Source organism: Thermostichus sp. MS-CIW-30 (genome assembly GCF_054058015.1).
In genome coordinates this window covers 29,950-44,995 of record NZ_JBSRZW010000006.1, presented here as the reverse complement: position 1 = coordinate 44,995, position 15,046 = coordinate 29,950, and the positions used below count along the sequence as shown (strand labels likewise).

At 57.5% G+C, this 15,046-nt stretch carries 11 protein-coding genes, 1 tRNA gene and 1 CRISPR repeat array (1 of these 13 cut by a window edge); of the genes, 6 read left to right on the top strand and 6 right to left on the bottom strand.

What is annotated here, in order from left to right; all coding sequences use genetic code 11:
- Nucleotides 1-483: a CRISPR direct-repeat array (repeat unit 37 nt; unit sequence GTTTCCGTCCCCTTGCGGGGAAAAGGTAGGGATCAAC) (it extends 78 nt beyond the left edge of the window).
- A gap of 274 nt (nt 484-757) precedes the next feature.
- Nucleotides 758-1,384: a CRISPR-associated endonuclease Cas1 gene (cas1, locus tag ACVWXW_RS03985; protein ID WP_457388323.1), complete on the bottom strand. Its 627-nt coding sequence runs from the start codon at nt 1,382-1,384 to the stop codon at nt 758-760.
- An 11-nt stretch (nt 1,385-1,395) separates the two neighbouring features.
- Nucleotides 1,396-2,817 carry a TIGR03985 family CRISPR-associated protein gene (locus ACVWXW_RS03980; RefSeq protein WP_457402902.1) on the bottom strand — a complete coding sequence of 474 codons (1,422 nt, stop codon included), beginning with the start codon at nt 2,815-2,817 and terminating at the stop codon, nt 1,396-1,398.
- Between the two features lie 165 nt (nt 2,818-2,982).
- Between ACVWXW_RS03980 and crn3 the strand changes: the two genes are divergently transcribed.
- The gene (gene crn3, locus ACVWXW_RS03975) at nt 2,983-3,975 is read left to right on the top strand and encodes a CRISPR-associated ring nuclease Crn3/Csx3 (protein WP_457402901.1); all 993 of its coding nucleotides are present in this window, start codon (nt 2,983-2,985) and stop codon (nt 3,973-3,975) included.
- Nucleotides 3,976-4,190: 215 nt separating this feature from the next.
- Here crn3 and ACVWXW_RS03970 read toward each other — a convergent pair whose 3' ends face one another.
- From ACVWXW_RS03970 to ACVWXW_RS03955, 4 genes are all read right to left on the bottom strand, one after another.
- Nucleotides 4,191-5,054, bottom strand: a complete 864-nt coding sequence (locus ACVWXW_RS03970) for a nitrate ABC transporter ATP-binding protein (protein ID WP_457402899.1) — start codon at nt 5,052-5,054, stop codon at nt 4,191-4,193.
- A 71-nt stretch (nt 5,055-5,125) separates the two neighbouring features.
- Nucleotides 5,126-7,123, bottom strand: a complete 1,998-nt coding sequence (locus tag ACVWXW_RS03965) for a nitrate ABC transporter ATP-binding protein (RefSeq protein ID WP_457402897.1) — start codon at nt 7,121-7,123, stop codon at nt 5,126-5,128.
- Between the two features lie 68 nt (nt 7,124-7,191).
- Complete coding sequence (gene ntrB, locus ACVWXW_RS03960) at nt 7,192-8,019, bottom strand: nitrate ABC transporter permease (protein WP_457402895.1); 828 nt, start codon at nt 8,017-8,019, stop codon at nt 7,192-7,194.
- Nucleotides 8,020-8,541: 522 nt separating this feature from the next.
- Nucleotides 8,542-9,852, bottom strand: coding sequence for a CmpA/NrtA family ABC transporter substrate-binding protein (locus ACVWXW_RS03955; protein WP_457402893.1), 1,311 nt, complete (start codon nt 9,850-9,852; stop codon nt 8,542-8,544).
- A gap of 204 nt (nt 9,853-10,056) precedes the next feature.
- Between ACVWXW_RS03955 and ACVWXW_RS03950 the strand changes: the two genes are divergently transcribed.
- The 5 genes from ACVWXW_RS03950 to ACVWXW_RS03930 all read left to right on the top strand — a co-directional run bounded on the left by ACVWXW_RS03950 (nt 10,057) and on the right by ACVWXW_RS03930 (nt 15,046).
- Nucleotides 10,057-11,154 (top strand): tocopherol cyclase family protein, encoded by a 1,098-nt coding sequence (locus tag ACVWXW_RS03950; RefSeq protein WP_457402891.1) that lies wholly within the window; start codon nt 10,057-10,059, stop codon nt 11,152-11,154.
- 175 nt (nt 11,155-11,329) lie between these two features.
- Nucleotides 11,330-11,403, top strand: a tRNA-Arg gene (locus ACVWXW_RS03945).
- A 118-nt stretch (nt 11,404-11,521) separates the two neighbouring features.
- On the top strand, nt 11,522-13,996 hold the full coding sequence (locus ACVWXW_RS03940) for an ATP-dependent Clp protease ATP-binding subunit (protein ID WP_011432255.1): 2,475 nt from the start codon (nt 11,522-11,524) through the stop codon (nt 13,994-13,996).
- 127 nt (nt 13,997-14,123) lie between these two features.
- The gene (locus ACVWXW_RS03935) at nt 14,124-14,759 is read left to right on the top strand and encodes an ATP-dependent Clp protease proteolytic subunit (RefSeq protein ID WP_414349574.1); all 636 of its coding nucleotides are present in this window, start codon (nt 14,124-14,126) and stop codon (nt 14,757-14,759) included.
- Between the two features lie 17 nt (nt 14,760-14,776).
- Complete coding sequence (locus ACVWXW_RS03930; protein WP_457402888.1) at nt 14,777-15,046, top strand: hypothetical protein; 270 nt, start codon at nt 14,777-14,779, stop codon at nt 15,044-15,046.

The window sequence follows — 15,046 nt, the reverse complement described above, 5'->3', positions numbered from 1 at the left end:
CTAGTTTCCGTCCCCTTGCGGGGAAAAGGTAGGGATCAACTGTACATAGCCTACCCTCCTTATTGGAGTAGTCTTCGTTTCCGTCCCCTTGCGGGGAAAAGGTAGGGATCAACGGGAAACAAAGAGTTCTTTGTATCTCGTGCAAAGACGTTTCCGTCCCCTTGCGGGGAAAAGGTAGGGATCAACGCAGGTCACAGCCCGGGGAGTTCGCCTCTTCTATAAAACGTTTCCGTCCCCTTGCGGGGAAAAGGTAGGGATCAACCTCAAACCCACATGGCTTCCCCAGTTAGATGGGGTGTTTCCGTCCCCTTGCGGGGAAAAGGTAGGGATCAACTGTGTTTAAGCAGGCCTTCACGACTGTGATGCCAAGTCGTTTCCGTCCCCTTGCGGGGAAAAGGTAGGGATAAACCCGTGGTTACTGGCTTGTACTGGAGACGGGGTGGAACGTTTCCGTCCCCTTGCGGGGAAAAGGTAGGGATAAACCCTACCCTCGGAAAAGCCTGAATTCATGAGGTTTTCAAGGTGCGTTCGCGAGGGAGTACGGAGATTCCTCGACACAGATATTAACATTGTCCTCGCGGCCAAGCGCAAGCGGGGAAATTGAGCTTGCTACGGCCATCATGTCACGTTTTTGGGCCAATCGGGGCAAAAGATCTAAAGTTTCCCTTAAAATCTCGTGCCGGCAGAGTCAGGCTGGTGATGGCTCGCCCCGACAGATCGCGCACAAAACTTTACAATTTCGGCCCGGTGGAGAGCCTCAGAAGATCAGGTAGTCCGGCGGCTCATAGGGGGGAGGCCCCCCGAAGACTTTGGCCTGCTTCTTGGCCGCGGCATCCAAAGGGTAGGCCCGCAGACTGTCTTCCTTGAGATTCAGCAGGGGCAACCACGACTGTTCCAGCTTGTTTTCCAACTCTGCAGTGTCCAGTGGGCATTCGAACACGGAGCGATCCAACTGTTGCAGGTAGGCGGCGATAACATCAATACCCTCCTGTAAGGGGGCAATTTGGCCGCGGGTAGCCCGGTTGTGCAGTTGTAGAATTGCCCGTTGGTTGCGAATCTTGCCGCGCACAATCACCTTGGCCCACCTCAGCCCCCAGGGGGAGTAGGCCCGCTGATACTGGGCCAGACGGATCTCAGAGTTGGTGGAGAAGGATCCCTGCAGGCGACCGCGAAAACCGCCATCCGCACGCAAAAAAATGGTTTCGATGCCTCGATCCAGCAGTTGGGCCAAAGCTGCGCTGGTCAATTGGATCCCGGGCAACACCACCACCAGCTCCACCTCCGCAAGGCGGCAAAGCTGCTCTTGACCACGGCGGCGAATGAGCAGGGTTTGGTTTTGGCAGTGAACCACAGTCCCCGGCTCGGTTAGGTAGAGGGTGGTCATGGGCAGGAAGGTCAAGAAAGCTTCAGGTCGGGGCGATAAAACTGCAGCTCTGCCTGAGCTTCTCGAGCCATCTGTTCCCGGTAGGCCAGGGGAGCGATCACCTCGCCGTTGGGCCGCCAATCCCGCAGGCGCATGGTGAAATTGGTATCTCCCACCCGTGCCCAGGCGCAGAAGTACCGGTCGCTGGCCGGCCTTTGCCGGACAATGTTCAAAATCTGTTCGCGCTCCCGCGCATCCGCCACTGCCTGCTGCACCAAAGCCGGGATCCGCTCGTAGGCAATGGGCTGGAAGGTGGGATGTCGCACTGTGCTTTCCACATAGCGACGGGCAAACTCCGGGGAAAATCGAAGGATCAACAATGCCTTGGGCAGGTAAAAATCGGATCCCCAGGCTTCTTCCCATGCTGCTTGGACTTCCTCTGGGCTGGGCAGCTTCTTTTGCCGTTTGCGGATTGCCAGCTCTGCCGGGATAGAAGGATCGCCCCAGGGGATCACCGCCAAGCGCTCAGACTGGATCCGATCCAGCCGAAAATTGTGCCAGCCCAGGGATCCCTCGGGGGTGGGGAGCTGGCCAAAGGCTGCCAAATACTTGGCGCGGCGGGCATAGAACAAACAGACTGGGTAAGTGAGAACGTGTCGGATCCCATGTTGGCGGGTGGCGTAGTCAAAACCGATCACCCCCGCTTCTGGGTTGGCCCAAAGGGCTTCTAGCTGGCTTTGATATTCATCCACCCGTTCTTGCTGTTCGTCTGAGAGGATGTACTCAAACCACACAAACAGCCGCCGCTGCGAGTGCTGATCGCGCCAGCGGGACGGAGTCCTTTGATTTTCCCAGATTTCATCCAGCAAAACCTGCACATCTGGATGTACAAAGGCCACATCGCTGAGGATGTGATAGATCTGTTCCAGTTGATGGCCCGATAAGGTCAAAGCCGATGAAGATACGGGCAGTTGGGGACGATCCCCCGGCGCACGGCAGCGAAAATTATCTCTCCGCCTAGAGTTGGCCTGAATTTGTTGCAGCCAACCCCGGGCAGCCAGGTAATCCAGCTCTTTGCGCAGTGTGCGATGGGTCTTGTGAAAGGGTTGAGCAGATAGCAGCGCTTCCAGATCGGGAACTTCTGCTTTTAAGGCGGCCAATAGGTTGGGATCCTTCAGCCAAAACCTCAAGGGTTTCCAGCAAATGCAGTCAACATCAGGACAGGGTGAAGGGATCCCTTGTGCCAGATCCTGCTTGGGGTGCCGTGGTGAGAGCAAGCGATCCCGGATGTGGGTGTAGCCAAAGGTTTCCGGCAGGTCTGGCCAGCGGTTTTCGCCATGGAGGCAGTGGAGCAGTACCCACAGGCGCACGGCCCGCTCCAGGCGCTCCGCCAACTGACCGCCCGCTAACCAACGCAACACTTCCACCGTCAAAGGCAGCTCAAATCCGCTCATCCGACAGTTCCCTCGGTTCTTAGGTCAACCAGTTGATGGCACTCCAGGCCAGGGGTTTTCTTGGAGCAAGGCGCAAGTGAGAGCCTGACCACTCTGACATGAGTTGGAACCTTCCACTTCCAATCTCTTCCATACTGAAGTCAACCTGTCTCGTCAAATCTGCCCATGGCTGCTGTGGCACTGCATTTGCTTTCCGGCTGTCTGGCCGCTCGCGCCAGCGGGACGGAGTCCTTTCGCGCCAGCGGGACGGAGTCCTTGGACCCTCGAAGATCCCATTCTTCGGAACTGTCTTTTCAGGTCATCGAAATTGAGCTGACCCGACCGGATCGCCTGGTTTTTCCAGAGGATTTGGCTCAGCTTCAGCTGCCTGCCGGGATCAATGCCCAGCTGGGGGTGGTTCTGACGGGGCGGGCCCCCATTTGGCTGTATGGCTGGCTGGTGCATGAGTGCCACTTCACCCGTTGGGTGGCCTGTTATGACCCACGCTTGGGCGCGGTGGTGGTCTCCAGCCATACCCCCGAAGTGCGGGTGGGCCAGGTCATCCCCTGGGTGCAGGGAAGGCCGGGCAAGGCCTACGGCCCGCTGACGCGAACAGAATTGGCAGCGGCGGTGATGGTGGTGGGCCCCCCCGACAGTGGCAAAAGCCGTCTTGCCCGCTCCCTCTTCGAAGCTCTGCTGCCGGAGCATCCCGATATTTATCTGCAACGGGCCCATTGGGATGGGGAAGGCAATTGGACTTTAGACTTGCCACCAGAAGAGGCGAAGATCCTCAAGCACCAGTACCGGGGCTCTTTTACCCCCGAATTTTTCAGCTTCCATGCCCAGGCCATTCTGGCTTTGCGCCGGCAAAAGAGTTTGGTGATTGTGGATGTGGGCGGCAAGGTGGATCCGCAAAAGCAGCCGATCCTGGAAGCCTGCTCCCACTACCTGGTGGTCAGCCGGGATCCCGAGGCTATCCCTCTCTGGCACGAGTTTTGTCGAGACCGGGGCAATTTGCGCTGTGTGGCCATCCTGCACACCTCGCCCGGCCCTCCTCAAGTGCTCAAAGACTCACCTGAGTTGGAAATTCGCTGGGATCCCAACTCTCCTCCCCCCACCGATCGCGCCAGCGGGACGGAGTCCTTACTGCTGCGGGCGGTGCGCCGCCTCATTCACTAGAGCTGCAGGTTCAGAATTGGAGGGGCGGGTCAGCATATATCGCATCCCGGACGCTGGCCGTTTTGGACGAGCGGTTGCACGGCGTTGTGTGCGAGTTCCAAGAGAGGTTTGCGGATCGCCTGACCAGGGGCTGCACCTGATGGCCAAGGTGTGTGGTTTTTGGGTTTTGGGTTGCCTTGTCGCCCTCTCGCTCCGTCAACTGCTCCAGGTTGGATTTACCGGTAAGCCGCCTCTGGGTTGGCTTCATGGCCGTAGAGATAGCTGAGAACCGAGTTGCGCAGGCGGTAGTACTGCGGATCTTCAAGAATCCGCTCGCGATCCCGAGGGCGCGGGAAGGGGATGGTCACGATCTGCCCGATGGTGGCTGCAGGGCCATTGGTCAAAGGACTCCGTCCCGCTGGCGCGATCAGCACCAGGCGGTCGGCCAAAAACAGCGCCTCATCAATGTCGTGGGTAATCATCAAAACCGTGCAGCGATGTTCATCCCAAATGCGCAACAGCTCCTCTTGAAGCTCCTCTTTGGTAATGGCATCCAAGGCCCCGAAGGGTTCATCCAAAATCAGCACTTCTGGACGGATGGCCAACGCACGAGCAATGGCTACCCGCTGTTTCATCCCTCCCGAAATTTGCGAGGGATATTTCTGAGCGGCTTCCCCCAGCCCCACCAAATCCAAATGTTCTTCCACAATTCGATGCTTTTCCGACTGGCTCTTTTGGGGAAATACCGACCGAACGGCCAAATAAACATTTTCATAAACCGTGAGCCAAGGCAACAGGGCATACCCTTGAAACACTACCATGCGCTCCGGGCCAGGAGCTGTAATCGGCTGCCCTTTCAGCTTCACCGAGCCACTGGTGGGCTGGGCAAATCCGGAAACCATATTCAGCAGGGTGGTTTTGCCACAGCCGGAATGCCCAACCAAGCAGACAAACTCTCCCTCGTTCACACTGAGGTTGATATCTCGCAAGACGGGATAATCCCCCTTGGGAGTTGAGTAGGTCTTGCTGACGTTCTCAAGGCTTAGGTAGGGTTCTGCGGCTACGTTCGCTGGGGTAGAGGTTGTCAAGAGGGCAGTCATCGTAGGGTGCTCCAACTCATGATTTTCTCACAACGGGGAATGTGCTTTTGCAAGGGTGCCCAAGTGGGTATCTAGAGCAACACAGGACGACGATCCAAAGCAACCTCGGCTACATAAATATCGTGCTTAATCGCCAAGCTGTTGAGGTAGGCCAGGGGATCCTCACCATTAAAGGGGATCCCATCGAACAACTGAATGGGCTGCCTTTGGTAGGAGACATCCAGTCCCAGCTCGCGGGCTGCCGTGCTGAACACCCCCACCTGACATACCCGCTCCACGATCTCCACCCAGTTGCGGGGGAAGGGCAGCTCCCCCCAGCGGGCCATTTGGATCATCATCCACAGATGCTCGGTGCGGCTGGGACGGTTGCCGGCTCCCAGAAAGAAGCGGTGGTGGGCATATTCCCGCATCGGCCTGTCCAAGTCACAGATCAGACGCTGGGGATCCCCCAGATGAATGTAGGATGGGTCGGTGCTCAGGTAGGCGCGGCGGCTGAGCAGCTCGCGAATCTCGTCGTGATGGGCCGGGTCTTCACAGTAGCGGCAGGCTTCCAACAGCGCTTTGACCAAGGCAATGTGGGTGTTGGGGTAGGCTCTGGCCCAATCTTCTCGCACCCCCAACACTTTGCCGGGATGGCCCGGCCAAATCTCCAGATCTGTAGCCACCGTAAAGCCACTGCCCTCTAAGGCTGCCCGCAAATTCCAGGGCTCTCCCACACAGTAGCCATCGATGTTGCCGGCTGTCAGGTTGGCCACCATCTGGGCCGGAGGCAGCGTTTTCAGTACCACATCGTGATCCGGGTGGATCCCGCCGGCTGCCAGCCAATAGCGCAACAGCAAATTGTGCATAGAGCTGGGATGCACCACCCCAAAGGTAAGCCGACGGCTGGGACTATCCAGGATGTAAGCCTTCAACTGGCTGAGGGTGTGGATCCCTTGCTCGTAGAACCGCTTATGCAAGGTGATGGCATTGCCGTTGCGGGTCAAGGTGAGGGCCGTAACCACCGGCTGAGGCGGGTTATCCCCTCCACCCAAGGACATCCACACCGGCATACCGGCGGGCATTTGGGCCGCATCCAGATAACCTTCCCGAATGCCGTCTTGGATCCCTCGCCAACTGGTTTCCCGCACCAAATTCACTTCTTCCAAGCCGTGTTTGGCAAAAAACCCTTTTTCTTTAGCTACAGCCAAGGGAGCACAGGCAGTGAGGGGCACAAAGCCAATCTCCAGGTTGATCTTTTCCAAGCCATGCTTGGCCACCACAGTGCTGCGGCGAGCACGCCATTGCTTGATGCGTTTTTGTTGGTTCAAAAAGTAGATGATCTCGCTGCGGTAGCTGTAGTAGCTGGGATGGTTGACCACCTCCAGCCGACGGCGGGGCCGAGGAATGTCAATGGTCAAAATGTTCCCAATTCGGGATCCCGGCCCGTTGGTGAGCATGACCACACGATCTGACAGAAGAACCGCTTCGTCCACATCGTGGGTGACCATGAGGGTGGTCATCTGATGTTCTTCACAGATGCGCATCAACTGCTCTTGTAAGTTCCCGCGCGTGAGCGCGTCCAAAGCGCCAAACGGCTCATCCAACAACAACACTTTGGGCCGCAAAGCCAGGGCACGGGCAATGGCCACCCGCTGCTTCATCCCCCCGGACAATTGGGCTGGGGGCTTATCTGCGGCATGGCGCAAACCCACCAGATCAATGTGCTCTTCCACGATCTGCTGACGCTCCGCCGGAGAATGGTTTTTAAGAACGGCATTCACCGCCAGCGCAATGTTTTGCCGAACCGTTAGCCAAGGCAAAAGCGAGTAATGCTGAAACACCACCATGCGATCGGGGCCGGGAGCGGTGATGGTATGCCCATCCAAAGCCACGATCCCCCCCGTAGGCAAAGACAGACCCGCCACCATGTTCAATAGGGTGGATTTGCCACAGCCGGAGTGGCCGATTAAGGAGACAAACTCCCCTCGATGGATTTGCAGATCGATCCCTTTCAGGGCAAGGTATTCCTGCCCTCCGGGCAGAGCAAAAGATTTTTCCACCTGCTCCACACTGACCAATACAGACACAGAAAACCTCCCAACCTATCACCCGTCTAGCCTCAAACCAACCACATACTGACAACACATCCAACACATCATTGGTTGGCTATCTTGTTTTGCAAAACAGACATCAGGCGATCCAAAAGCAATCCCACCGCTCCGATGTAGATGACGGCAACGATGATCTCCGTAACGTAGTTCTGCTGGTAGGCATCCCAGATGAAAAAGCCGATCCCCGGCACACCCGACATCACAATCTCTGCGGCAATAATCGCCAGCCAAGACAGGCCAATACCGATGCGCAGACCTGTGAACATGTAGGGCAGGGCTGAGGGCAGCAACACCTTAAAAAAGAAGTCCACTTTGGAGAGCTTGAGCACTTTGGAGACGTTGATGTAGTCTTCCGGGATCTGTCTCACCCCCACAGCCGTGTTGATGAGAATGGGCCAAATTGAGGTAACAAAAATAACGAACAGGGCAGCCGGCTCATTGCGTTGCAAAGCAGCCAAGGAAATGGGCACCCAAGCTAAGGGAGCTACCATGCGCAAAAATTGGAAAATGGGATCCAAAGCTCGGTTGATCCACACACTGCTTCCCACCAAAATGCCCAACGTGATGCCCACCAAAGCGGCACTGCAATAGCCGATGGCCACCCTTTGTAGGCTGGCCAAGGTTTGGCGCAGCAGCCCTTGGTCGAGGTCGCTGTTGCGATACAAAGGATGCAGGATCAGATATCGGCTGCGCTCGTCCATCCACACATCCCAAGGCCCCGGCAGCCGAATTAGGTTGGCACTGGCCAAGAGCTGCCAGATGAGCAGGAATCCAACAATACCCACCACAGGGGGGAGAATCTGATCTCGGTACTTCGCCAAATCGAACTTCGCCGTTGCAGATTTTGCCGGAGAAGAAAGTGTTGTCGTCATAGCTCCTAGAGGAGGATAGGGTTTTACAAGGTTCTCTGTTGTCGCGCTCTCAGAACATTCCAGCCGCAGGGTTCTACAACGTGTTGGAAACAGAGCATGAACTGGGATTGGCCTTGCCTTTTCTTTGGATGGGCAAACACAGGGATTGCAAACTCAACAAAACTCTCACGACAATCAGAAAACTCAGGATTCCTACGGCTATTGAAAGGATGAGCTTGTCCCAGCGAGGCCGGGCCGGCCTCTCAAAAGGAGGATCCCTGAAGAGTTCGCGCGGAACGTGAAGTAGAGCCAACATAGCCGATCCTCAACATAGCATTCAAAGTTATTCAAAAAGTGCGAGGCTCATAGCATCCATCAACTTTCCATCGTTTGGGCAGAAAGCTCGGCACAGCTTTTTTCGACCTCGTGGGATCCCGCAGGTAGGCAGGATCCCTGTCGCGCGAGAGATTCGAACAAGGAAACGGTAAGCCATGGACTTCCTGCGAAAGAAGGTGAGGAACTTGGCCCAATCAAGCTATTCAGCTAGACCCTTTTGATTTTCAGGCTGTTCAGGTAAGCCTGCGGATCCTGTGGGTCAAACACCACACCGTCAAAGAAACGCTCTGTTCCCCGCGAGGTGTTGTTGGGGATGTTCTTCACCCCCAGTGCCTGGGCGGCCTCACGCCAGAGATCTTCACGGTTCACTTCATCCACCAGACGACGGGCAGTATCCAGATCGGGAAGGAAGCGAGCGTGGAAGCCCCAACGCAAGGATTCCGTCAGGAACCAAAGGTCATGGCTCTTATAGGGGTAAGAGACGCTGCCTCGGCCATCTTCCCAGTACAAGGGCCCGGCATTGAAATCTTGAACAGCTGGCTTGCCGTCTCCCAATTCGTAGTTGCCTTGAAAGGGAGGGGTGAGAACTTCAACCGGCACATTCAGGTAGGCACGCCCTGAGAGAATGCGTGTCAGTTCTTCTCGGTTGGCCGGATCATCACACCATTGCTGCGCTTCCATCACCGCCATCAAAACCGCTTGCGTGGCTCTGGGGTTTTGCTCCACCCAGTCGGCGCGAATGGCCAAGTATTCTTCGGGGTGAAAGGGCCAAATCTGTTGAGTAAGAGCCGCCATAAACCCGATCCCATCGGCCACAATCCGGTAGGGCCAGGGATCCCCCGTGCTAAAAGCATCCATGGTGCCATTGCGCATTCCCTGCACCGTTTCGGCAGAGGGAACCGCCAACAGGTCAATGTCTTGATCCGGATCCACCCCCCCGGCGGCAAGCCAGTAGCGGATCCAAAAATCTTGATTGGCGTTGGGGAAGGTATAGGCAGCTTTGAACTTGCGCCCGTTGCTGGCGCTGAAATTTTTGATGTAATCCGCGGCTCCCGAGATATCCAGCCCCAAACCCTTGCCAGCATGCATTCCGGCAATGGCAATCCCGTTGCCTTGGGTGATCAGCTGACACAGAACTGCCATGCGCACCGGCTGATTGTTGGTGATGGCGCCAATGTGGATCATGTGAGGCATCGGCATCTGCCACATGCCGCCGTCAATGCCCCCACCTGCTGAGCCGATGACCACGTTGTCACGGGCTGCCGGCCAACTGGCCTGCTTCAACACCTCTACACCGGTCATGCCATGCTTGTCGAAAAAGCCCTTTTCCTTGGCGATGATCAGGGGGGCAGACTCCACAATCGGTATAAAGCCTAACCTGAGATTGGGGGTTTCTGGGCCGCTGGCCTGGGCAACCCAGTAGCCTGTGCTGGCCCGTGCTAAGCTGCCACTCACGAGTCCACCCACGGTGGCCGCACCCGCAGACAGCAAAAAGTTACGACGTGACGTCATGCTCACCTCATCGAAAGGATATGTGAAGGCAAGATGGAAGCTTTCCGGTTCAAGTCGCCTGACCCATGGATTTCCTTCGTGAAATCTCAAGAAATCCTTAAATCTCAGCTTGGTTGATATCCTAAGGGCAAATAAATATAGAAACAATACAATTATTATTTTGGTAAGCATAGACTTCCGTTTATCATTGTTGCGATGGCTTAGGTCTCAATGGCGTTTCCTCCAACGGCGGCTTGCTCTGGGCAAAACAACTCAACAGATTGGGGATCCCTGCCCCATGCCGGCTATCACTGGGATGGCTGCACAGAGCGGTTTTTTGAGGGCTGGTACAGCCGCGTCACCTTGCCCGGGGATCCGCCCATCAGCTTTGCCTTCATGTACGCCATCGATCCCAAGCGTGGGGGCATGGCTCAGGTGTTGGGGCCAGAGGAGGAGCTGCATTGGCGCACCTTCCCCAATCCCCGCCGCTTTTGGGCCAGCTCAACCCATCTGGCCTTGGGGCACTCAGGGATCCCAGACCCTGGCTGTCGCGGCCTTCAGGATCCCTTCACCTTCTTCCAGCGCACCGCCAGTGGCTACCAATACACCGCCCACCTCAATCAGGGGATTTTGCCGGATCCCTTGGTCTCTGAGCCTATTCGCTGGCTCTACCGCATTCAACCTCGTTTTGCCTATGGGATCCCACCCCGAGCCACCATGGGAGCCTGGTCTTATCTGCCCATCTTTGAGCCGGGCTGGCAGATTCTCATGAGCCACGGCTTGGCCACCGGCTGGGTGGAGTGGAGAGGCAGGCGCTATGCATTTCAGCAGGCTCCCGCCTACGCCGAAAAAAATTGGGGCCAAAGCTTTCCTCGCCGCTGGTTTTGGATCCAGTGCAACGCCTTTCCCCAACATCCCGGCCTTAGCCTCACCTGTGCCGGAGCTGAGCGGCAGGTGCTCACCCGCCCCGAAGAAGTGGCCCTGATCAGCCTGCATGGATGGGGATCCCAGCCCTTTTTGGAATGGCGACCCGGATCCGCTCGGCTGGCCTGGCAAGTGGATCCCTGGGGATCTTGGCGAATCCGGGGAGAGAGCGCCCTCTGGTGTATTCGGCTGGAAGGGCACACGGGACGGCCTGGCCAAACTGTATTCGCCCCTGGCCCAGAAGGGATGCAGCGCAACTGTCGGGATACCCTGGCAGGACATCTGCACCTGCAGCTTTGGCAGCGCAACGGCCAAGTCTGGACGCCGGTGATCAAGACCACCAGCCCCCAAGCCGGCCTCGAAGTGGGGGGAGAAGTCCGGCAACCTTGGCAAGGGCAATGTTAACGCTGGCGGATATCTACACCCCCGCTGGACTTTCCAAAGAACGCTCTTGTGCTAGAATGCCTAAGCCACATTGATAGATGTCCATCTCTGTCTCTGGATAGTACTGGATAGTATCTGAGTAACTATGGACAGATAGTATGGACAGACAGTCAACCGTGGTTGGCCCGCCCCTCTTGCGCCTGTAGCTCAGTGGACTAGAGCACGTGGCTACGGACCACGGTGTCGGGAGTTCAAATCTCTCCAGGCGCGTTTTGGCCCCAGACAGCTTCCGTCTGGGGTATTTACCGTCCCTTGGTTTCGCCTGAACTTGTGCTAGGATTACCCCTATCAAGTCCGCCTTGATGCAGGCGTAGGGAGCCCGAGGATCATGTTTGAACGCTTTACAGAAAAAGCCATCAAGGTGATCATGCTGGCCCAAGAAGAAGCCAGACGGTTAGGTCACAATTTCGTTGGCACCGAGCAAATTTTGTTGGGGTTAATCGGCGAGGGCACTGGGGTCGCCGCCAAAGTTCTCAAGTCCATGGGAGTGAACTTGAAGGACGCCCGTATTGAGGTCGAGAAAATCATCGGTCGGGGATCCGGTTTTGTGGCCGTCGAGATCCCTTTCACTCCCCGCGCCAAGCGAGTGCTGGAACTCTCTCTAGAAGAGGCCCGCCAGCTCGGCCACAACTACATCGGCACTGAGCACCTGCTCCTGGGCCTAATCCGAGAAGGGGAAGGGGTGGCAGCCCGCGTTTTGGAAAACCTGGGGGTGGATCTCTCCAAGGTGCGCACCCAGGTGATCCGCATGTTGGGCGAGACCGCCGAAGTGACGGCGGGGGGGGGATCCTCCAGCCGCACCAAAACGCCCACCCTGGACGAATTCGGCTCCAACCTCACCCAACTGGCCCAGGAGGGCAAGCTGGATCCGGTGGTCGGTCGGACGCGGGAGATCGAGCGGGTGATCCAGATCCTGGGCCGCCGCACCAAGAACAACCCCGTCCTCATTGGCGAGCCGGGGGTAGGCAAAACCGCCATCGCCGAGGGTTTGGCCCAGCGCATCGTGCAGGGGGATGTGCCGGATATTTTGGCCGACAAGCGGGTGATCAGCCTGGATATTGGCTTGCTGGTGGCCGGCACCAAGTACCGCGGCGAGTTTGAAGAGCGCCTCAAGAAAATCATGGATGAGATCCGCAATGCCGGCAACATCATCCTGGTCATCGACGAGGTGCATACCCTGATCGGGGCCGGGGCTGCCGAAGGGGCGATTGATGCCGCCAACATCCTCAAGCCTGCTTTGGCCCGCGGCGAGCTGCAGTGCATCGGCGCCACCACCCTGGATGAGTACCGCAAGCACATCGAGCGGGATGCTGCTCTGGAGCGCCGCTTCCAGCCCATCATGGTGGGCGAGCCGACGGTCTCCGAGACCATCGAGATCCTGTTTGGCTTGCGGGAGCGCTACGAGCAGCACCACAAGCTGAAGATCTCCGATGCGGCCTTGGATGCAGCCGCCAAGCTGGCCGACCAGTACATCTCCGACCGCTTCCTGCCGGATAAGGCCATCGATTTGATCGACGAGGCTGCTTCGCGGGTGCGCCTGATCAACTCTCAACTGCCCCCGGCGGCCCGGGAGCTGGATCAAGAGTTGCGGCGAGTGCTCAAGGAGAAAGACGCTGCGGTGCGGGCCCAGAACTTCGACAAGGCTGGTGAGCTGCGGGATCGGGAGATGGAGATCAAGCAGCAGATCCGCGCCATTGCCGCTGCCAAAAAAGCCGAGGAGAGCAGCCGCAGCGAAATGCCCGAGGTAACCGAAGAGGACGTGGCCCAAGTGGTCAGCGCCTGGACGGGGGTGCCGGTGGCCAAGCTGACCGAGAGCGAGTCAGTGAAGCTGCTGAACATGGAAGAAACCCTGCACCAGCGCATCATCGGCCAAGACGAAGCGGTGCGGGCCATCTCCCGGGCCATCCGCCGCGCTCGGGTGGGGCTGAAAAATCCCAACCGCCCCATCGCCAGCTTCATCTTCTCCGGCCCAACAGGGGTGGGCAAAACCGAGCTGACCAAGGCTTTGGCAGCCTACTTCTTCGGCTCCGAGTCGGCCATGATCCGCCTCGACATGTCGGAATACATGGAGCGGCACACGGTCAGCAAGCTGATCGGATCCCCGCCGGGCTATGTGGGCTACAACGAGGGGGGTCAGCTCACCGAGGCGGTGCGGCGTCGCCCCTACACGGTGGTGCTTTTCGATGAGATCGAGAAGGCGCACCCGGATGTGTTTAACCTATTGCTGCAAATCCTGGAGGATGGCCGCCTGACCGATGCCAAAGGCCGCACGGTGGACTTCAAGAACACCCTGATCGTGATGACCTCTAACATCGGCTCGAAGGTCATCGAGAAGGGCGGCGGCAGCCTCGGCTTCGAGTTCAACACCAACGACGAGGATGCCAACTACAACCGCATCCGCAACCTGGTGAATGAGGAGCTGAAGCAGTACTTCCGTCCGGAGTTCCTCAACCGCGTGGACGAGATCATCGTCTTCCGGCAACTGACCAAGGATGAGGTGAAGCAGATTGCCGACATCCTGCTCAAGGAAGTGTTTGACCGCATGACGGAGAAGAAAATCCGCCTTACGGTCAGCGACCGCTTCAAAGACTTGGTGGTGGAGGAGGGGTATAACCCCAGCTACGGGGCACGCCCGCTGCGCCGCGCCATCCAACGCCTGCTGGAAGACATCCTGGCGGAAGAGATCCTGACTGGGCATGTCCGGGAGGGATCGGAGGTGCTCATCGATGTGGATGAGGAGCGCAAGCCCAAGGTGCTGGTCACGGAGCCGGAGCGGGTTCTCTTGCCTCAAGGGGCGGAGTAAAGCTGGCTTTGAGAGGTCCTCAGACTGCAAGGGATCCGTTGGGATGCTGCGGATCCCTTGTGGTCCTCAAGTGTTGTTTTTCTGGTGTTTTTCAGTTGAACAGACCCAGGCGTAGGAGATCTCTGGCATGGTGCAATCGACCTACTACTACTATGGCGGCGCTCCGGTTCGTACCCCACCCCCAGATTTGGCTTCGCTGCTGCTGCAGGAGCGCATTGTCTACCTGGGCTTGCCCCTTGCAGAGGAGTCGAATGCCAACGTCACCAAGCTGATCATCGAGCAACTGCTGTATCTGCAGTACGAGGATCGGGAAAAGCCGATCAAGATGTACATCAACTCGACGGGCACCTATAACTACGACACAGCGGCCTTTGCCATTCTGGACACCATGAACTACATCAAGCCGCCTGTGCATACTATCTGCATCGGCAATGCCATTGGGATGGCGGCCATGTTATTGGCAGCAGGAGCCAAAGGATTTCGGGCCAGTCTGCCCAATGCCACGATCGTGCTCCACCAGCCCTATGGGGGCACCCGTGGACAGGCCAGCGACATCGAAATTCGCACCCGCGAGATTCTGACTTTGCGCAACATGATGCTGGAGCAACTGTCCCGCAGCACGGGCCAGCCTATGGAGCGCATCAAGAAGGACACGGAGCGGCTGTTTTTCATGACCCCAGAAGAGGCCAAAGCCTACGGCCTCATCGATCAGGTGCTGACCAGTTCCAAAGGCGTGCCGAAGTTGGCAACAGCCAAAAACTGAAGCAGAGGGATCCGTCGATGGTTCAAGTTCCCGTACAGCCTTTGACGGTGGGGGAGTACCTACGCCTCACGGACGGGCTTTATGAAGGACGGGTTGAACCTGAAGACGGGTCCATTCGGGAAGCCGAGGAGCGTATGAACACCCTCATTGAGCTGTTTCTGGTTGCGGAATTGCCCAAGTTTTTGCCCATCCAACGCCTGAGCTTGGGCCAAGTTGAGGTCGAAGTGCCCGCAGCCAAGGCTCGGTTTCGCAATCCAGAGGTGATGGCTTTGCATCCCGCTATGTGA